The sequence below is a fragment of the Cycloclasticus sp. genome (assembly GCA_040743155.1).
Classification (GTDB): domain Bacteria; phylum Pseudomonadota; class Gammaproteobacteria; order Methylococcales; family Cycloclasticaceae; genus Cycloclasticus.
The window spans coordinates 2,395,664-2,416,394 of the sequence record JBFLJU010000001.1 but is presented as its reverse complement, the minus strand read 5'-3'; the positions used below and the strand labels follow the sequence as shown (position 1 = coordinate 2,416,394).

Sequence of the window (20,731 nt, the reverse complement as noted above, 5' to 3'; positions counted from 1 at the left end):
CTACGGAGTTGAGCATCAAGATTCATGTGTTAATCACCTGTTATTCTGGACGTTTATCCCATAAACGTTTGCTATAGAGTATAGATGATTATTAAAAAAAACCCGCTGGGGTTTGTGACGGCTCGCACACCCTGACACGTTTGTGTCGACTGTGCTCACCGCTAACGATCGCAATAGCAGATTTTTTCACACGAAATAGCTTGGACAAGAATTTAATAAGCTGCTTATTCGCTTCCCCGTCCACGGGTGGTGCGGTTAATGAAATTTTAAGCGCGTTATCATGCAAGCCCAGCAAGCTATTTCTACTAGCACGCGGTTGCATAAAAACATTAAAAACCAAACTCGTGCCTTGCCACGAAAAATATTCAGCTGCCATGTTGATGCCTAACGATCAATATTTTCACCTTGAAACAGGGCTGCCTCTTTCGAAGAGAGGCTATCAGCTACCTAGCAAGTAAACCCTTCGTGCATTGCTTACTATAACAGCGCAAAAAGAGGTGGAATCAGCAACATTTTCAATACTTGCAATGCCAATAGCGCGGCTATCGGGCTTAAATCCATCCCTCCCATCGGTGGGATTATTCGCTGAAAAGGCTGCATGACCGGCTCTGTTATTTTGTACAACAAACTAACGACCGGGTTATACGCGCCAGGGTTAATCCAACTTAGGATGACCGTCGCAAAAATACTGTAAATGAAGACATTAATGATGAGGCTAATCAGCTCTGTTAGGCTCCAAATAAAAATAACCCAAATATTTGCACTCATGGCTAAAAAGCCTAGGCCCATTTGCAACAAAAGCATAAGAGCTATAGCGGATAAGTTGACGTTTTTAAGTGTTGGAAAAAAGGGCTTTAATAGCGTTAGCGGCGCTTTAGTCGCCTTGATAATAAAGCTAGATACGGGATTGTGAGAGTCCGCGCCTGTGTACTGCAGCAACACTCTAATCACTAATACAAAAATATACGCACCAACCACTGAGCTTATAATCAGCATTAACGGGTTTGATAAATATCCTGCGGGCATCAGCTAGCTCCCAACTCATCAGACAGCTCAGTCGACCGTTCTTTAGCCGCCATCACCGCCTCACGAAAAATAGCCTTGAGTCCTCGTTCGTCCATTACGCCAAGAGCACGTTCAGTTGTACCGCCTGGAGAAGTGACTCGCTGACGTAACACGCCTGCCGACTCACTAGATGCCAGCGCCATTTTCGCAGCGCCCAATGCCGTTTCTTGTGTTAATAGTTGCGCCGTTTTTTGATCCAACCCTGCTTCAATACCTGCCATTTCGAGCGCTTCCATCATCAAAAAGAAGTAAGCTGGTCCACTACCCGACAAGGCTGTCACTGCGTCAAGCTGGGTTTCTTCTTTAACCCAAACCGTAACCCCAACCGCCCGCAAGAGTGATTCCACTAGATCTTTTTGCAGCTCGCTGACCTGAGCATTTGCATAAAGCCCTGTTGCGCCTGTTTTAACCAATGCCGGCGTATTTGGCATGCAGCGTACTATCGGTAAATCGCCACCAAACCAGCGATCTAAGGCATCTACTCGAATGCCAGCAGCAATAGATACCAGCACCGGCCTTTTCTCTTTAGCCGCCGAACTAACCCCTTCAGCGACTACTTGCATGCTTTGCGGCTTCACCGCCAACACCAAAACATCCACACTCTCGGTCAAGGCGCTGCTATCTTGGGTAATATTAATACCAAACGTTTTACTCAAATAGCTTAATTTTTCGGTGCTTAAATCCGACACCGTGATTTTATCAGCAGGATAGCCATTACTCACTAGCCCCCCAATCAAGCTGCTTGCCATATTTCCACCACCAATAAACCCAATGTGTTGTGTATTCATAATCTCACTTAATTAAAAAATTTATGTGTCATTAAACCGTATTTTTTACCCTAGCACCAAAAATAGCCGTACCAATTCTCACCATTGTTGAGCCTTCGGAAATAGCCGCTTCTAAATCACCACTCATCCCCATCGATAACGTACCCAGTTGCAAATTAAAACGCTGGTTAATATCTTGTTGTGCGTCCGCCAAGCGTTTAAAAGAATCGCGTTGCTCAGCCACCGACTCAGCCACTTTAGGAATCGCCATCAACCCACGTAACCTGATGTTTTTTAACTCCAACACCGGCTCAATGACATCTGGCAACTGATCAAGGGCAAACCCCGATTTCGTTTTTTCCTGATCGATATTAACCTGCAAACATATATTTAAAGGCGGCAAGTTTTGCGGGCGCTGTTGGCCTAGTCGAGTAGCGATTTTTAAGCGATCAACACTATGCACCCAGCTAAAATAGCGCGAAATATCGCGGGTTTTATTCGACTGAATGGGGCCAATAAAGTGCCAAGCGATATCCAGATGCGCTAGCAAGCGTTGCTTTTGCAAGGCATCTTGCAAATAGTTCTCACCAAAATCACGCTGCCCTGCTTTATACAATGCCATCACCTCGTCAGCCGGCCTTGTTTTACTCACCGCTAACAAGGCCACCGGCGAACCACGCGTATCCGCTAACCTATTAACTAGTTCACGCTGAGTAATATATCGTTGTAATAAAGAGGGCATTTTTTTAAATTCGTATCTATACTTTTGCTAACAGCTAGATTTACATACGCCTATGTTAGTGTTATTTTCTAGCATACTTCATTATACAAATAACGAAGCTCACAAGGGTAAATGGATTTAAACATGGATATTTCAGACTTATTAACTTTCAGCACCAAGAATAACGCGTCCGATTTACACCTGTCAGCCGGCCTGCCGCCTATGATCCGAGTTGATGGTGATATTCGCCGGATTAATATGCCAGAACTTGAGCATAAAGAAGTTCACGCCATGATTTACGACATCATGAACGATAAGCAACGGCGTGATTTCGAAGAGTTTCTTGAAGTCGATTTCTCGTTTGAACTGCCTGGAACCGCACGCTTTCGTGTTAACGCATTCAACCAAGACCGTGGTGCAGCAGCCGTTTTCAGAACTATTCCAGTAGACATTCTGTCGCTCGAAGATCTTAACTGCCCTCAGTCCTTCAAAGAAATCATCAATGTCCCGCGTGGCATTGTATTGGTGACAGGGCCAACAGGGTCAGGCAAATCAACGACCTTAGCCGCGTTAATGGATTATAAAAATAATAACGTGTATGAACATATTCTAACCATTGAAGACCCGATTGAATTTGTCCATACAAGTAAAAAATGCCTGATTAATCAACGTGAAGTTCATAAACATACGCACGGTTTTAGTGAAGCGCTGCGCGTTGCGCTTCGTGAGGACCCCGATATTATCCTTGTCGGCGAAATGCGAGACCTTGAAACTATTCGTTTAGCATTAACAGCCGCAGAAACTGGTCACTTAGTATTCGGCACCTTGCACACCAGCTCTGCCGCAAAAACTATCGACAGGATCATTGACGTATTTCCAGAAGGTGAAAAAGGCATGGTTCGCTCCATGCTGTCTGAATCACTTCGTGCGGTTATTGCGCAAACTTTGATGAAAAAAATTGGCGGTGGGCGTATCGCCGCATGGGAAATCATGACTGGTACAGCCGCGATCAGAAACCTTATTCGTGAAGATAAAATCGCGCAGATGTATTCCACCATTCAAACCAGCCGCAAAGATGGCATGCAAACACTCGATCAACACCTAACCGAACTTGTTCAGGCCGGTATCATTACAAGGCAAGACGCCAAAATGAAAGCCGTCGACAAAAAAGCGTTTAGCTAGGACTCAGGAGACACTCATGGATTTTGACGCACTCTTACAACTCGTCGTTCACAAAAAAGCATCTGATTTATTTATTACCTCCGGTTGGGCGCCGACCATCAAGGTAAACGGTGTGCTTCAGCAAGTGTCCAAAACGCGTTTAAGCGCCAATCAAGCCTTAGATATCGTTCAAAGCATTATGTCCGATGATCAAAAACAAGAATTCACTGACACCAAAGAATGCCAATTCGCTATTCAGCGCCCTGATATTGGCCGCTTCCGTGTCAGTGCCTTCGTACAAAAAGACGACGCCGGGATGGTTCTTCGTCGAATTGAAACCACTATTCCAACCACCCAAGAACTAAATTTACCGCCCATCTTAGATGAGCTAGCCATGACCAAACGGGGCTTAATTATCTTCGTTGGTGCAACCGGCACAGGTAAATCAACCTCGTTAGCTGCCATGGTCGGCTACCGCAATAGAAACAGTTCCGGCCATATCATCACCATTGAAGACCCAGTGGAGTACGTACACGAACACGCAGGCTGCGTCATTACTCAACGTGAAGTCGGCATTGATACCGAATCCTACGAAGTCGCGCTAAAAAACACATTGAGGCAGGCACCAGACGTTATCCTAATTGGCGAAATTCGTTCGCGCGAAACCATGGAACACGCCATGACTTTTGCGGAAACTGGCCATTTATGCCTATCCACACTTCACGCGAATAACGCCAACCAAGCACTCGACCGAATAATTCACTTCTTCCCAGAAGACGCCCACAAACAACTGTTCATGGACTTATCGCTCAATCTAAAAGCCATGATCGCGCAGCAGCTAGTACCCGCCATTGACGGCAAGACACGAAAAGCCGTTATTGAAATAATGCTCAACACGCCGCTCGCCTCCGACTTCATCAGAAAAGGCGATATACACAAGCTAAAAGAATTGATGAAAAACTCCACCGAACAAGGCATGCAAACCTTCGACCAGGCGCTATATGGCTTCTACGCCAATGGCGACATAAGCTACGAAAATGCCCTTGCATATGCCGATTCAAGCAACGAAATACGCCTAATGATAAAACTCGGCGATGCAGGCGTTAAATCACCATCTGACGATGACGGCGATAATGATGGTGGAATGGAATTAATTGATAATTATGATGGTTAACCGTAAAAGCAATAATTTCATGTAGGTTGATGCTACGCTTTTCAAGCCCAACAAAATAAAAACATACTTTCCAGCGTTGTTATTATCAGTGATTTGTTGGATTGCGCGAACTGGCAAAAGAAAGCTCTAGAAAACAGTAGGTTGCGGCTGAGGCACGAAGCCCAACAGACCTCTCATTAAAGCAAGTTTTGAACTAAAGTTGTTGGGCTTCCTTACGTCAGCACCAACCTACCAATTACCAACAACTAGCTGTCTCAGCTGAAGAGGCATTATAGGATTTTTTGTCATTATTCTGGTCCAACGTAAAACTATCACATTCAGAATCATTCGTTTGAAGGTCAGAGCTATCCACATCAGCAGTCAATAAGTAAGTGTTAGCTGCTGAACTAGTAATTTCCAAATCATAATACCCGTCTAGCGAGTTACCCGTCGCCCACCCCAAATCACTGAGTGTAGAAGTATATCTAATATTATTCGCCCGCCATTTCTCTTGCTCAAGCTGCATATCCAACAGCGCATGCTTAGCATCCGAGCGTCGAGCCTTCTGCGAATAGCTCTGATAAGCAGGCAAAGCTATCGCCGCTAAAATACCAATAATTACTACTACAATCATCAGCTCTATTAAAGTAAATCCATTTGAAGGCGTCGTACGCATTTGTTTGCTCCAGTACTGTAAATTAGCTATATGCTAACGATAAAAACATTATTTCCATCAAAAATAGCACACAAATAGACAAACGGCTATTCTCACGCGATAAGTGGTATGCCTAACACCTTGAAAGTATTAACATCACTACTATAATTAAAGCCACCTAGGAGAACTCTTTATATGGACCTAAAGAAAAATCAAAATATACAAAAAGGCTTTACGCTGATAGAGCTACTAATCGTCGTAGTGATATTAGGAATCCTTGTTGCTATCGCTGCGCCATCTATGTTCAGTATTTTAGAGGGGCGCAAGCTTAAGGGTGCTGCGGAAAACTTCCAAGTTGATTTAATGTTTATTAAAACCGAAGCAATAAAAAGAAACTCTCCCGTAAGAATTCAATTCAAATTCGACTCTGTAGATACAGCTAAGTGGTGTTACGGAATGAAAGTTAACGCTGCTTGTGATTGCTTTGAAAACGTCGCTACTGAATCTGATTACTGTGAAATTGATGACGTTAAAAAAGTAATCAACCGAGCTGACTATGGTGACAATGTGTTAATTAAAGATAACGATGTCAATTTTGGCAGTGACCTGGTTTCTTTTACTCCCCTACGCGGACATTCAAATGCCGGTAACGTTGAATTTTCCTTAACCGACGGTAGGAGTATAAAAACTAATGTCAATGTCCGTGGGAGAGCAACTATCTGCTCCGACAGCGGAATGGGGTTCGAGGACTGCTAATTATGTTTAATCAAAAACAAGCTGGCTTAACCCTCATCGAAATGATGATAGCACTGGTGCTTGGGCTATTTGTTACTGCTGTCATCATTACTGTTTTTTCAACTAATGTTCGCTCAAGCACAGAAAACATAAAAATGATTCGCCTTAATCAAGAATTAAGGGGTGTTATGACCATGATGGCAGACGAGTTAAAAAGAGCTGGCTATTCCGCTAACCCCTCTGTGTCCGTTTTTATGGACGACCTTAATTTTACGTCAACTTGTTCGCGATACTCCTATGATGACGATGCTGATGGAGTGCAAGATGCTGATGAAAAGTTTGGTTTTAGACTGAACGATAGCAAAGTACAATGGTCTCGAAATGCTACAGGGACGGGTTGTACTGGGGGCACTTGGAACTCATTAACAACCCTAGGTATAGCGTCTATCACCACTTTGGATTTTGATATCACTGGCAGCGTTAACACAGGCGGGGTATCTGGTGTAACGGCTTTGACAACCACGACCGGTGTTAGTGTTTATGATGTGACCATCACATTAACGGGTATAACTGATTTACCGCATAGCTCTGATGCAAACGACCCAAGGCGAACTGTTACCGAAACTATCCGAATTAGAAATGAAGACCCTAAAGACTGAGGTTTATGATGAAGCAGATTAATCCACAAAACTCCGTCAACAAACAAAAAGGTGCGGCTGTTTTACTCGTATCCATTGTCCTATTGATAGGCGTCACGTTAATCACCATTTTCGCCGCGCGAGTAGGCGTGATGGATCAACGCATTGCAGGTAATGAATACCGCCATAAGGAAGCCTTTTCCGCCGCTAACGCTGCTTTAGATCAAGGCGCAGCTTATCTTGAAGAAAATAATGAACTATATGAATCAACTCATGCGTCATGGGTGGCTTGCACGGGTGGCTTGGCCACAAAGTTCCCTTGCCAAGTTGTTGGCTCAACCGTAACCGATACTTACGAATTTGCCTATGACGGCAACCTAACCACAACAAATACCATAGACCCCGTTGAGACGACTGTTGACCTTCCTAATGTGGCTTCTGACAGTTATATGGTTTTTACCACCTCTGTGACAATAGGAAACATGATCACAGTGTTAGGAACAGGGGAAAGTGCGGATGGCACGGGTGAGGCGATTGCCCAACTTTCTTATGCAAAAACCACCACTATTGGTATTGATAGATTACCTCCTGTTTTAGCTCCGGTTGCCAATTTAAGTGGTTCTTTTATGATCGTTGCCGACCCTCAAATGAACCTCATAGAGGGTAGGGAATGTACAGACGGACGATCTGCTTTTGAAGACCCAAAAAATGCGACCGACATTTCTGTTTGGACGACGACGGCAACGGGCGCAAATGGCAACTGGACAACTTGTTTAACGGGTGATTACCAAAATTCCTTAGGTGAGGAATGCGCCGATGTATACGACGATTCCACCCCCCATGCCACTTGGACTAGCTGTACATGTAATAGCGTTTTAAGTACAGGTGGTGGCGGCGGCCCAGCCGATTTGGATTACGATATTCGCATTGAAGGCAGTAACTCAACAACACCCTTCCCAGCCTCACCTTTAGCTTATATTTTCGGCACATCAGATATGGGCGTAATCTCGATCCTCGCTGACGATAGCCTTACGTGCGCAGAGGCTGGTGCCAACGACTATGCGAGCCAGCCTTTTATTTTTGTTACCGAAGACTGTAGTTTTAGCTCTATCGGCACCCAGCTCAACCCCGTTTTTGTCGTGGTTAACGGCGACCTTACTATATCTAATAACTCCGATATTTGGGGAATTATGATTAGTAATGGCAATATTACTTTTAATGGTAACCCGATGGTTCACGGGTCCGTGGTTTCAGAGGATCCTACGAATTTAACTAACGGTAACTACACGCAAGTTTTTGATTGGTGTGTAGGCAGCAATTTAATTAAGTCCATAAATGAGCCAAAGCTTTTAAAAGTTAAATATAGCTGGCGAAATTTTATTCCCTAAATTTCTGGAAAAGTCATGAAAAAAAATATGAAAAAACAGCAATCTGGCTTTAGTTTGATAGAAGTCATGCTGGCTGTGTTAATTTTGGGTATTGGTATTCTTGCTGTTTCTAAATTACAAACATCCCTACTAAGGAGTGGTGCGGATGCCAATAACCGAGCGGTGGCGGCCTCGATTGCTCAGAGAAAAGCTGATGATTTAAGGCGTTTCATACACCTTAGCTCAAGTACACCTGGCATTATATGGGATAACATTGGTGTTGATTCTGACGGTCTAAAACACCCCGCATCATTGGCATTTGAACATATTGCCGATAATAAAGGTGGGCGCATGCAATCAGGTACAGCAACGCTCGGCGGGCAAACATATGAACTAACTTGGACTATTTCAAATTATCATTTTGATGGCGCAGGTACTGTTGCCACAATTACTACTCCTGCCTCATCAACGCTGAAATTAGCGCATGTCAAAGTAACTTGGGATGGCGTGGGCGATACGACTAATAATGTGGTTTCATTCGACACTGCTTTGTACGGCTATAATACAAAAAACACGGCATTGGCTGGAACTCCGGCATCAGCGGGTGGCGGTGAAATCGACCTACAGAGCAGTGCTGATGAAGTTTTCGATAATGGCGACGGGTCAAGTTTTGGTCACGAAGAAATAGCTCCCGAGATCAGTAACAAGGGCAGTAGCATTTTAACAAGAACCGTTTCAACTACCTTTAGAACAAGTGATCGCGTCATTACATCGCGAGATGAATTTAGAACCGTGGCCTGCCCCTGTAAAAATGGTACAAATAATACCGAACAAATTTATTATGTTCCATCTTGGGATAACGTTAAAAAAGAAAGAACTGATGTACAAAGCCTCCGAAATGACACAATAACACAAACGGCTATTGCGCCACTCGGTGGCGATGCTAGTACTATTGCTGGCGAATGTACTCTATGCTGCGAACAAGGTCTTGGTATAAACGGTGACCCGACTGAAACAGATAAAATTTGTCGCCTAAAATTAATAGGTGGAAAGCTCTTTATGTATGACCCATGGAAAGCCATAGCAATTAATGTTATCCCTGAAAGCTACTTTACAGAAGGCGTATCTGTTTCTGGGCAAGGTACAACAGGAACGACGACGACTGACGCAAATAAATCCTCTTACGTTAACTACCTTGGCACGTTAATTAGACAAGTTCTCCTAAATTACACAACAACAGCTGAGCTTCTCGCATTAACTACCGTCGACACCACCTTTCCAACAGCTTCGAATTTTAATGATGGCAGCATTAATCACGCCTCGTTTGCTGGCGGAGCAAGCAGAAAAATGCAAGCTAGAGTGTTGTATTTAGACCTGCCCGCCAATGGGTCATATGAAGGTAGCACTTACACAGCCACTAATATTCCACTCGAAAGAATACCTTTTTTCGAATTTAATTTTACACAGCTTGTCGGCTGGGCTCCGGACGTCAACTTGAACTATGATGATTCAACAGCGATTGGTGACAGATCAGTAGGCGTTGATTATGTTGATAACCACGATGATATGAATGGCAATACTTGTGCTACTGACAGCGTATCTACAAGCCGTGCTTATATCACCAATGAAGAGTTGACTGCTAAATGTGATGCTGTTTATACGCGAGGTGATCTAAATCCAACTAGCGGTGGCCCAACTGAAAGCGTTAAAGCTGTAATATTTACTGGTAATAACGGGCCCGTAGATAGAGCTACCAATACTTCTGAAACTATTGCCATAAGTTCCATGGATATTACCCAATAAAGAGAACATCAAGGGGTCATATATGGACACGCGGTTAAAAACAACTTTTAATTCATTCATCTCTACCTTTCTTGATGGTTCCTATTCTTTTTTTGATGTTAAAACAGATTGATTAGCAGTCATATATTCGGCTCTTAAGTAAGATCATAATGATCTATAGCCATGATGAAAACCGCATACCTACACCTTATCAGCCAGACGGTGCTTATCACCATGACCCCTTTCAGGTCTCGTAGGTATCGGTTTAACCTGTTAATACATCAAACTTGCCACATCGGAACGATTACTCTTTAAATTGAAATGATTAATTCATGACTACATAGTCATGATCATTGGCCATAACTGACCAAAAATCAAGAAATCAAGGGGTCAGCCAGCTTGATTCCATGTATTGATTAGGTTAAATTACCTCAATGGCAAGACTCCCTCGACTCGTTATTCCTGATCAACCTTTGCATATTATGCATAGGGGTAATAACAAGCAGCATATCTTCAATACTGAAGATGATATGGTAAGAATCAAAGAGGATATCTCTTATGGTTTAAAGAAGTCTGGGTGTTGTTTGCATGCTTATGTCATCATGAGCAATCATTTACACTTACTGGTAACTCCCGAAAGCAAAGAGCAGTTGGCCATTTTTATGCAGGCAATGGCGAATAGGTATGTGCGATACTTCAACTCACTTCATAAGAGAACAGGTACTATTTGGGAAGGTCGTTATAAATCTTGTTTGGTGGACAGTGACTCTTATCTTTTCAGCTTGTACAAATATATTGAAATGAATCCTGTTAAAGCGAGCATGGTGAATAATGCTTCTGAATACCCATGGTCAAGTTATCCTTATAACGCTCTGGGAGAGCCTGATAAGCTAATAACTGAACACAATTTATACACTGCTTTAGGCAAAACCTCTGAGTTACGCTGTCATAGTTATAAGGGCCTGTTTGAACGGCTAGATATTGACCAGCAACAAAAACAAATAACAAAGGCAACGTTGGCGGGGGAAGTGTTTGGTAATGATCGTTTTCATAAAAAAATAAGCTTGTTAGTTAACAGGGCAACTAGACTTTGTTCTCATGGTGGAGATAGAAAGAGTGAATCGTATAAAAATCAAGCTGGCTGACCCCTTGATTTTTCGCTCACCTCTTTTAGCTTGGAGCATATGCTTTATTGTTATTTTTCTTGCCTATGCGCCTGGCTGGCATGGGCCGTTTGTATTTGATGACCAGCTGAATATTTTAGAAAATCCAAACGTTCCTATTCATGAACTTACTGAGCACGAAATAATTCGCTCTGCGCTATCTAATGAAAGTGGGCCTTTTAAGCGTGTCATTCCTGCGCTTTCTTTTGGCTTAAATTACTTTTTTGCTGAGGGCTTTAAGTCTGTTCATTTCAAGCTGACAAACATTGCCGTTCATTGCATTAACTCTGGTTTGGTCTTTTGGCTATTAACCCTCCTTTGGCCCTGTATTGCACGAACGCCTTGGGCGCAACGCACAAATATATCCAATCCCCGTCTAGTCTTTGCTATCAGCGGTACGCTTATTTGGGCACTACACGCTTTCTTGTTGACCAGTGTACTTTATGTTGTACAACGCATGACCAGCATGGCGGGCATGTTTATGCTAATGGGTGCCTGTATTTATGTAGTTGGGCGATTATCCCTAGAAGAGAAACCATATCAAGGATTATGGCTAATGTGCTTAGGACTTATCGGCGGCACAGTGCTGGGTGCAGCTTGTAAAGAAAATGCGATTCTATTGCCTGTGTATGTCGGCGTACTAGAATTTACCTTATTAAGCCAATTACCCCGCCGAACTGAAACAATAAAAAGAGTCCGCTGGTTTTTTATTGTGTTTTTAGCCTTACCCGTACTAGCCGGTTTAGCATATTGGTTTCAACACCCAACGTTTATTACCGGCGGCTACGCAGGACGACCTTTTACCCTGCTTGAGCGCGTGCTAACTGAACCTCGCGTTTTGTGGTTTTATTTGTATATGATCATTGTGCCCAATATTCAAACAATGGGGCTGTTTCATGATGATTTCCCGCTTAGTTCGGATATGCTGTCTATTGGAACGACCGTTCCGAGCATTTTTGGCATTATCATTTTATTGAGTTTGTCTATTGCTTGGCGCAAACGCTTTCCCATCTTTGCCTTTTCGGTGCTCTGGTTCCTAGTTGGGCACAGCCTTGAGTCTACGGTATTTCCACTAGAAATAATCCACGAACACCGTAATTACCTACCGGCACTTGGGCCATTATTCGGCATGAGTTATTTATTAGTTTTTGCCTTACCTGATAAAATGCCTAAAGCAATTCGAATAGGCTTAATAAGCACTATTGTTTTTTGTTTAGGCTTTGGCACGTTTAATCGCGCTCAATATTGGAGCACCGAATCGGCATTAATTGAAAGCCTTGCCATGAATCACCCTGATTCACCCAGCAGCCAATACCTGCGCGGTGAGATTTTACGCAAACGCGAGAAAGACTTCGAAGGCTCCTATGCCTATTACTTACGAGCTGCCGAATTATCACCTCAGGAGGCTGGGTTTCTAATTAGCTTGAGTATGGTCACTCCTAAATCATTCCTGCAATTAGAAAGCCAACTTAACTCATTGCAACTTGCCCGCCCTGAGTACATTGCCACAACCATTCGTCAGAAACCGATGGGCGCATGGGGAATCCGCGCATTGGATGTTTCAATAAAGTGCGTAATGTCGGGCAATGATCGATGCTTATCGAAGGCTGACGATGTGGCTAGCTGGCTACAAGCGCTTATTGACAAGCCTAATGGCAAGCCCGCTCATCGCTACTATTCCTTGGTACATTTATTTGCTATACGTATGAAACAAAACCGTTTTGCCGATGCATTATCCACCGCCGATTTAGGCTTGAAACTTAACCCGCGTAATCCACGTTTTGGGCTAATGCAGGCACATGCACTCATTGGCTTAAAGCGTATAGATTCAGCAGAAACCTTACTAAATGATATTGCGCAGTCTTCTGCTGGGCGGGTGCGAAAATATGCCAGCCGAATAAATAAATTGAAAAATGCTATTCGAACAATTAAGCACAATAGCCTAAGCGCCATTACACCTGCACTTTAAGTGCTTGCTGGGCTTCATGTTTCAGCCCAACCTACGGTTGTTAGCGTTGACCTTGAGTAGATTGGCCCTGAGTGAGCGAAGCCAATGGGCTTATGGGGTCGGCTAGGCTCTACTGAAGACTTATTTGCTACGGCTTAACGTCAGAATGCCCTAACGACCTATCAGGGCATAAATAATCACGTATTCGTTGCTTAGCTTCCTTCGCCTCGGGAAAGCGGCCTTCTTGTTTGCGTGACCAAATCAATGTGGTTGTTTCGCTATCCATTAAATTAATTTCAAAACGACCGCCGCTGGCAGGGACTAACGTAACCCCACCAAGCTCTTCTTCAAAAGTGGTTAGTAACTCCTGCGCTAACCACGCTGCGCGTAATAGCCAACGGCATTGTGTGCAATACAGGATTTCAACACGGGGTTTCATTTTATAGCTTAGTGAGCGCTTTAATACACTATAAGTGATATGCCGGGCTGCTTTGATGTACTTCATCTATCATTGCCGTAACGTGCTCGGGGTTAATATCTGGCAATATGCCATGGCCTAAATTGAATATATGTTTATGGCCTTGCCCATAGTCGGCTAATACATTACGCACTTTTTGCCGAATGGTGTTGGGATTCGCATATAAACTCGTTGGGTCGAGGTTGCCCTGTAACACAACTTTATCTTGCGTCAGTTCACGTGCGAATCTTAGATCGGTTGTCCAATCTACACCTAAACCGTTATAGCCCGCGTCTGCCATGGTCCGCAACCAAACGCCCGCGCCTTTAGTAAACAACATCCGAGGCACATCAGGGTTCGTTGCTTGCAATGCTTGCGAAATCTTACGGCTATAAGCCAGCGAGAATATTTCGTAATCTGTGCTTGTTAAGTTGCCGCCCCATGTATCAAACACCATGACAATTTCAGCGCCCGCTTCAATTTGCGCTTGTAAATAAGAAATAACAGATTGGCTAATGATCTCCAAAAGCCGATGCATTAATTCCGGTGTGTCATACATCATGCGTTTGATGTGTGCGAAATTTTTGCTGCCACTGCCTTCAACCATATAGCAGGCAAGCGTCCATGGACTCCCCGAAAAACCAATAAGGGGCACGCGACCATTCAAACCTTTTTTAATGGTTGAAACGGCATTCATTACGTATTGAAGCTCTTGATTCGGATCAGGGACAAATAACTTATCTACATCTGCTGCTGTTCGTACCGTGCGTTCAAACCGTGGGCCTTCACCTTCCGCAAAATATAGACCTAAGCCCATCGCATCCGGTATGGTCAAGATATCTGAGAATAAAATTGCGGCATCTAGCGGGTAACGCTCGAGTGGCTGCAAGGTAACTTCACAGGCTAGCTCCGCATTTTTACATAAGTCTAAAAAGCTACCTGCTTCGGCACGAGTTGCGCGGTATTCGGGCAAGTAACGACCCGCTTGGCGCATCATCCATACCGGCGTACGCTCTGTGTTTTCACCGCGTAGCGTTCTTAGTATTAAATCATTTTTTAAAGTCGTCATTATCTAATACTCGCCTATTGAGTGCTGTTTTAAAGAAAGAGTTAAACGTCTAGGTAATCTAAGATGCCTTGAGCGGCTTCACGGCCTTCATATACTGCTGTAACCACGAGGTCGGAGCCTCTCACCATATCACCACCGGCAAAAACTTTCTCATTACTAGTTTGATAACCGAACTCACCATCAGCAGGCGCAACAATTCGGCCTCGCTCATCTTGGTTAATAGCAAAATCAGCAAACCACGGTGATGGGCTTGGCTGAAAACCAAACGCGACTATCACATTATCAACTGCTACGATTTCTTCAGTACCTTCGATAACAACAGGACGACGACGGCCACGCTCGTCTGGCTCGCCTAATTTAGTGGTCACTAATTTAATACCTTCCACCTTGTCAGTCCCTATAATTTCGACAGGCTGACGATTCCATAAGAAATTAACTCCCTCTTCTTTGGCGTTCTCCACTTCTCGACGAGAACCAGGCATGTTTTCTTCATCGCGCCGATAAGCGCACGTTACTTCCAGCGCACCTTGTCGAATACTGGTACGGTTACAGTCCATCGCGGTATCGCCACCACCAAGCACCATTACTCGTTTACCTTTCATGTCGATAAACTGGTCACCCATAATCGTGTTGACGCCTTCTAAATCCATTATCCGATTGATGTTAGAGACTAAATATGGAAGCGCTTCATGCACACCCTCTAAATCTTCACCGGGGAAGCCACCTTTCATAAATTTATACGTGCCCATGCCTAAAAATACCGCGTCGTATTCATCCAGTAATTGCTGGAAAGGGATGTCTTTGCCTATCTCTGTACCTAATATAAATTCGACACCCATGCCTTCTAGAATTTCACGGCGGTTTTTAACCACACTTTTTTCTAATTTAAAGGGTGGAATACCAAAGGTTAATAAGCCGCCCACTTCTGGGTAACGGTCATAGACCACCGGCTTGACACCATTACGCGCAAGAATATCTGCGCAACCTAAACCTGCCGGCCCTGCGCCAATAATAGCTACCCGTTTGCCGGTGCTTTTTACTGCTGAAAGATCTGGTCGCCAGCCTTGCTTAAACGCTTCATCTGAAATGTATTTCTCAATAGAGCCAATTGTCACCGCGCCAAATTCATCATTTAACGTACAAGATCCTTCACATAATCTATCTTGTGGACAAATACGGCCACAAATTTCAGGCAATGAATTCGTTTTATGCGACAACTCAGCCGCTTCGATAACTTTTCCTTCAGAAATCAGCTTAAGCCAGTTTGGAATGTAATTATGCACTGGGCATTTCCATTCACAATACGGGTTACCACAATGCAAACAGCGGTCTGCCTGATCAGCAGCTTGGGTTGCACCAAACTCACCGTATATTTCTTTAAATTCCTGTTTTCTTTGACCTGCAGGTACCTTAATCGGGTCAATGCGGGGTACATCTACAAATTGAAAATTATTTGCCATCTTTCAGTATCTCTGTGCGTTAAGCTGCTTCTGAGCTTAAGGAATCTAGTAGGGATTTAACATCGGCAGCCTTGGGAGCCACCAGCCAAAAGTGTTGTACATAATCAGCAAAATTATCGAGCATATCTTGCCCTCTCACACTGCCTGTTTCAGCGACAAACTCCGTGATTAAACTGCGTAAATAGTCGCTATGCTCATCCATTGACTCTGTATAAACACGATGAATTTCAACGAGTTCATGATTGTACCTGTCCACAAAGGTACGGGATTCATCTAATACAAATGCAAAACCACCTGTCATACCAGCGCCAAAGTTAATGCCTGCCTCACCTAATACAGCGATAACACCGCCGGTCATATACTCGCAGCCATGATCGCCGATGCCTTCTACAACGGCTGTTGCACCTGAGTTCCGAACGGCGAAACGCTCGCCAGCTAATCCAGCTGCAAACAATTTACCGCTAGTAGCACCATATAGACAAGTATTGCCCATGATGGTCGATTCGTGGCTATTAAATACACTCACTTCAGGCTGTTTTAACACGAGCTTACCACCAGCCATGCCTTTACCAACGTAATCATTGGCGTCACCTTCAAGCGTCATGTTTAAACCGCCGGCATTCCAAACACCAAAGCTTTGGCCTGCTGAACCGGTGAAGTTGATCTCGATAGGCGCATCACTCATGCCTTTATTACCGTAGCGTTTGGCAATTTCACCCGATAAACGAGCTCCAATAGAGCGATGAATATTACCAATTTTATAGCTAAACGACCCGCCTGTTTTGCTTTCAATAGCAGGCAGCACTTCAAGCACCATTTCTTCTGCAAATTCAGCATTATCAAATGGGTCATTTTGCGGCGAGATGCAATGCTGCGTTTTAGTTTCATTGCCCGGAATATAGTCCAATATAGGCTGTAGATTAAGGCCTTGTTGCTTATCCGTTGTTCCCTCGATTTGCTCTAACAGGTCTGTTCGGCCAATAATATCTTCTAGTTTCTCGACACCAAGTTTTGCCAACCATTCGCGCACCTCTTGAGCCAGGAAGCGGAAGTAGTTCATCACATACTCAACTTCGCCATGATAATGCTTCATGCGAAGCACGTTATCCTGCGTAGCAATCCCTGTTGCACAATTATTAAGATGGCATATACGTAGGTATTTACAACCCATCGCCACCATTGGCCCGGTTCCGAAACCGAAGCTTTCCGCACCTAAAATAGCTGCTTTAATAACGTCCAAGCCCGTTTTTAAGCCGCCGTCTGTTTGTAAACGAACTTTGCCTCTTAAGTCATTGGCCAGTAGTGTTTGATGTGTTTCAGTTAACCCTAATTCCCAAGGTGCGCCAGCATAGCGCACTGATGTTAATGGGCTTGCACCTGTGCCACCGTCATAACCGGCGATAGTGATTAAGTCGGCATAACATTTGGCCACGCCCGCAGCAATGGTTCCTACACCGGCTTCTGAAACCAGCTTCACTGATACCAGCGCCTTCGGATTAACTTGCTTTAGATCAAAAATCAATTGCGCTAAATCTTCAATTGAATAAATATCATGATGCGGCGGCGGTGAAATCAATGCAACACCCGGCTTTGAGAAGCGCAGTGTTGCTATCATTTTATTCACTTTGTCTCCAGGTAACTGACCGCCTTCACCCGGTTTTGCACCTTGAGCTACTTTGATTTGTAACACATCTGCGTTCACTAAATAATGCGGTGTAACGCCAAAACGCCCCGAAGCAATCTGTTTGATTCTTGATAATTTTTCGGTGCCAAAGCGTGCGGGGTCTTCACCACCCTCGCCGGAGTTAGAACGACCGCCTAGGCGGTTCATCGCGATGGCAAGTGTTTCATGTGCTTCTGGGGATAAGGCGCCAAGCGACATCGCTGCCGTATCAAACCGTTGATACAACCCTTCAGCTGCTTCTACCTTATCTATAGGAATTGCCTTAGCATCATCTAACTTCAAACGGAACATATCACGCATAGATGCTGGCGCTCGATTATTCACTTCATCGGCATAAATGCGGTATTTGTTTATATCCCCAGTACGAACAGCCTCTTGCAAGGAGTTCACTACATCGGGGTTATACGCATGGTACTCACCACCGTGCACATATTTCAGCAACCCACCTTGTTCCGTGCCTTTACGTGGGTTCCAGGCGACTTTAGATAATTGCTTTTGTTCTTTTTCTAGCTCTTCAAAACCTGCACCCTGAATACGGCTTGTGGTTCCTTTAAAGCAAACATCAACCACAACCGACTGCAATCCAACAATTTCAAACAACTGAGAACCACGGTAACTTGCAATGGTTGAAATACCCATTTTTGATAAAATCTTATAAAGGCCTTTATTTATGCCTTTACGATAGTTTTGGGCAAGTGCATCTTCTTCAATGTCGGCAATATCACCTGTTTCCAACATATCATTTAACGTTTCATACGCAAGATATGGGCACACCGCCGTCGCCCCATAGCCAATTAAGGTGGCAAACTGATGCGGGTCTCTAACCGTTGCCGACTCTACAACAATATTTGCTTGGCAGCGCAAACCAACATTAACCAAATGATGGTGAACTGCCCCCGTAGCCAATAATGCATGTACCGGTATCAAGTCCTGTTGCAAGCCCCGATCACTCAAGACAATCACAACACAGCCCTCACGAACCTTTTGCTCAGCTTGTTGGCAGATCTGTTTAACAGCCTCTTCCAAGCATTCTGTTGACGGCTCGTACTGTAAGCTAATAACCGAGCTTTTATATGACTCGTCCGTATTCGACAGTAGCGCATCAAACTTTGATGCTGATAACACGGGTGAACCCACTTCTAAACGATGAGCGTGCTCTGCAGACTCTTCAAACAAGTTCTTTTCGCTGCCAAAACTTGTCATTAATGACATCACAACTTGCTCACGCAAGGGGTCAATTGGTGGGTTTGTTACTTGCGCAAATTGTTGTCTAAAATAATCATATAAGCTACGAATTTTTCTCGATAAAACGGGCATTGGAATATCATCACCCATTGAACCAATTGCCTCTTGGCCCGCTTCAGCCAACACCTTAAGCACTTGATCGCGTTCTTCAAATGTTAGTTGATATTGCTTTTCATACACCTTTAACGAGTCCTTATCAAAAGGCGCTAGAGTCAACGGGTCATCATCTCTTGTGGTACTGAGCTTTTTAGTATGCTCAGCCAACCATGCCTTATATGGCTGGCGCGATTTCAAGCGCTCATCAATCTGTGCCGGCGTAATAAGCTCGCCTTTTTCTGTATCCACAGCCAGCATCTCACCTGGCTTTAAACGGCCTTTCTGAATCACATCTTCAGGCTTATAGTCGTACACTCCAACTTCTGACGCCAGTGTGATATGACGATCTTTTGTAATCACATAACGTGCAGGACGTAAACCATTCCTATCTAAACAACAGGCAACGTGGCGGCCATCAGTCAATACAATAGCGGCGGGGCCATCCCAAGGCTCCATGTGCATCGATGAATATTCATAAAATGCGCGTAAATCAGGATCCATCGTATGAACATTTTGCCAAGCTGGTGGCACTAATAAACGCATAACACGGAAAATATCCATACCGCCGGCAATCAGCCCGTCGACCATATTGTCTAAACTATTTGAATCTGACCCTACTGACGAAACCCAAGGGCGGATATCGTCCATATTTGGAATCAGCGGCGTTTCAAAGGTAAAGCTACGTGCTTGAGCCCAATTTCTATTCCCTCGAATAGTATTAATCTCACCGTTATGCGCTAAAAACCTAAACGGCTGGGCCAAACGCCATTGCGGGAACGTATTGGTTGCGAATCGCTGATGGAAAACACACTGTGAGCTCTCTAATTCAGGATCGCTTAAATCGGGGTAAAAGGTTGGCAAAAACTCTGGCATGACCAACCCTTTGTATGAAATAACATTCGAGGCCAAACTAGCCACATAAAACATGTCATCGCTCTGCTCTATCCTTTTTTCCGCACGGCGTCTTGCAATATACAAATGCCCGTCAAATGCTGCATTATCAATGCCTTCCCTCGCATTAACAAACACTTGCTGAATAGATGGCAGTGTTGCTAGTGCTTGCTCCCCACATGCAGCCGTATTTGTTGGCACAGTACGCCATGCAATAACATCAAGACCTTCTTTTTCTATTTCTTCTTTAAGAATTGATTTAGCTAACTGGGCTTTCGCATCATCTTGATTAAGAAATACCATACCCACTGCAAACAATTCGGCAGCTGTCGCACCTTGCTCTTTTGCTTTTTCACGGAAGAATTTTTCAGGCGTCTTAAGGAGCAAACCACAACCGTCACCTGATTTTCCATCTGCTGCAATCGCGCCACGATGCGTTAGACGAGCAAGTGAGTCGATAGATGTTTTAACCAGCCAATGGCTTGGTTTATTATCAATATGCGCAATTAGTCCAAATCCGCAGCTGTCTTTCTCAAACGCAGGGTCATATAAACCCGCTTGAGGGATTGAGGTTTGTTTCACTCGGCTAACCTTGTACTTAGTTATTGAAAATATGACTTACTTACACGCAAGTCGGCCGGTGATTATAGCAATCACACGAGATATTTTCAATT

17 protein-coding genes are annotated in these 20,731 nt (G+C 44.1%); 8 read left to right on the top strand and 9 right to left on the bottom strand.

Annotated features, from left to right (window positions below; translation table 11 throughout):
• Window positions 1–91 precede the first annotated feature (91 nt).
• From AB1Y31_11550 to AB1Y31_11535, 4 genes are all read right to left on the bottom strand, one after another.
• On the bottom strand, window positions 92–376 hold the full coding sequence (locus AB1Y31_11550) for a DUF167 family protein (GenBank protein MEW4983814.1): 285 nt from the start codon (window positions 374–376) through the stop codon (window positions 92–94).
• A 101-nt stretch (window positions 377–477) separates the two neighbouring features.
• Window positions 478–1,026, bottom strand: coding sequence for a YggT family protein (locus AB1Y31_11545; GenBank protein MEW4983813.1), 549 nt, complete (start codon window positions 1,024–1,026; stop codon window positions 478–480).
• Complete coding sequence (proC, locus tag AB1Y31_11540; protein MEW4983812.1) at window positions 1,026–1,853, bottom strand: pyrroline-5-carboxylate reductase; 828 nt, start codon at window positions 1,851–1,853, stop codon at window positions 1,026–1,028. Before proC ends, AB1Y31_11545 begins: the two co-directional genes overlap by 1 nt.
• A 31-nt stretch (window positions 1,854–1,884) precedes the next feature.
• Window positions 1,885–2,574, bottom strand: a complete 690-nt coding sequence (locus tag AB1Y31_11535; GenBank protein MEW4983811.1) for a YggS family pyridoxal phosphate-dependent enzyme — start codon at window positions 2,572–2,574, stop codon at window positions 1,885–1,887.
• A 123-nt stretch (window positions 2,575–2,697) separates the two neighbouring features.
• Between AB1Y31_11535 and AB1Y31_11530 the strand changes: the two genes are divergently transcribed.
• Both AB1Y31_11530 and AB1Y31_11525 read left to right on the top strand, forming a co-directional pair.
• Window positions 2,698–3,735, top strand: coding sequence for a type IV pilus twitching motility protein PilT (locus AB1Y31_11530; protein ID MEW4983810.1), 1,038 nt, complete (start codon window positions 2,698–2,700; stop codon window positions 3,733–3,735).
• Window positions 3,736–3,751: 16 nt separating this feature from the next.
• Window positions 3,752–4,888, top strand: coding sequence for a PilT/PilU family type 4a pilus ATPase (locus AB1Y31_11525; GenBank protein ID MEW4983809.1), 1,137 nt, complete (start codon window positions 3,752–3,754; stop codon window positions 4,886–4,888).
• 235 nt (window positions 4,889–5,123) lie between these two features.
• On the opposite strand, the gene AB1Y31_11520 is transcribed toward AB1Y31_11525, so the two are convergent.
• The gene (locus tag AB1Y31_11520; GenBank protein ID MEW4983808.1) at window positions 5,124–5,543 is read right to left on the bottom strand and encodes a type IV pilin protein; all 420 of its coding nucleotides are present in this window, start codon (window positions 5,541–5,543) and stop codon (window positions 5,124–5,126) included.
• A gap of 174 nt (window positions 5,544–5,717) precedes the next feature.
• Here AB1Y31_11520 and AB1Y31_11515 point away from each other — a divergent pair, with 174 nt between their 5' ends.
• The 6 genes from AB1Y31_11515 to AB1Y31_11490 all read left to right on the top strand — a co-directional run bounded on the left by AB1Y31_11515 (window position 5,718) and on the right by AB1Y31_11490 (window position 13,176).
• The gene (locus AB1Y31_11515; protein ID MEW4983807.1) at window positions 5,718–6,278 is read left to right on the top strand and encodes a GspH/FimT family pseudopilin; all 561 of its coding nucleotides are present in this window, start codon (window positions 5,718–5,720) and stop codon (window positions 6,276–6,278) included.
• 2 nt (window positions 6,279–6,280) lie between these two features.
• Window positions 6,281–6,916 carry a prepilin-type N-terminal cleavage/methylation domain-containing protein gene (locus tag AB1Y31_11510; GenBank protein ID MEW4983806.1) on the top strand — a complete coding sequence of 212 codons (636 nt, stop codon included), beginning with the start codon at window positions 6,281–6,283 and terminating at the stop codon, window positions 6,914–6,916.
• 5 nt (window positions 6,917–6,921) lie between these two features.
• The gene (locus tag AB1Y31_11505; protein MEW4983805.1) at window positions 6,922–8,283 is read left to right on the top strand and encodes a PilX N-terminal domain-containing pilus assembly protein; all 1,362 of its coding nucleotides are present in this window, start codon (window positions 6,922–6,924) and stop codon (window positions 8,281–8,283) included.
• Window positions 8,284–8,298: 15 nt separating this feature from the next.
• Window positions 8,299–10,065: a prepilin-type N-terminal cleavage/methylation domain-containing protein gene (locus AB1Y31_11500; GenBank protein ID MEW4983804.1), complete on the top strand. Its 1,767-nt coding sequence runs from the start codon at window positions 8,299–8,301 to the stop codon at window positions 10,063–10,065.
• Window positions 10,066–10,478: 413 nt separating this feature from the next.
• On the top strand, window positions 10,479–11,189 hold the full coding sequence (locus tag AB1Y31_11495) for a transposase (GenBank protein ID MEW4983803.1): 711 nt from the start codon (window positions 10,479–10,481) through the stop codon (window positions 11,187–11,189).
• Window positions 11,161–13,176, top strand: coding sequence for a hypothetical protein (locus AB1Y31_11490; GenBank protein ID MEW4983802.1), 2,016 nt, complete (start codon window positions 11,161–11,163; stop codon window positions 13,174–13,176). The genes AB1Y31_11495 and AB1Y31_11490 overlap by 29 nt, the downstream gene beginning before the upstream one ends.
• Window positions 13,177–13,303: 127 nt before the next feature.
• On the opposite strand, the gene AB1Y31_11485 is transcribed toward AB1Y31_11490, so the two are convergent.
• Genes AB1Y31_11485 through gltB form a run of 4 tightly spaced genes read right to left on the bottom strand, consistent with a single transcriptional unit; the run spans window position 13,304 to window position 20,639 of the window.
• Entirely contained in the window at window positions 13,304–13,594 is a 291-nt protein-coding gene (locus AB1Y31_11485; protein ID MEW4983801.1) for a SelT/SelW/SelH family protein, read from the bottom strand.
• 28 nt (window positions 13,595–13,622) lie between these two features.
• Window positions 13,623–14,681, bottom strand: coding sequence for a uroporphyrinogen decarboxylase (hemE, locus tag AB1Y31_11480; protein ID MEW4983800.1), 1,059 nt, complete (start codon window positions 14,679–14,681; stop codon window positions 13,623–13,625).
• A gap of 41 nt (window positions 14,682–14,722) precedes the next feature.
• Window positions 14,723–16,141 carry an FAD-dependent oxidoreductase gene (locus AB1Y31_11475; GenBank protein MEW4983799.1) on the bottom strand — a complete coding sequence of 473 codons (1,419 nt, stop codon included), beginning with the start codon at window positions 16,139–16,141 and terminating at the stop codon, window positions 14,723–14,725.
• A 19-nt stretch (window positions 16,142–16,160) separates the two neighbouring features.
• Entirely contained in the window at window positions 16,161–20,639 is a 4,479-nt protein-coding gene (gene gltB, locus AB1Y31_11470) for a glutamate synthase large subunit (GenBank protein MEW4983798.1), read from the bottom strand.
• Window positions 20,640–20,731 lie beyond the last annotated feature (92 nt).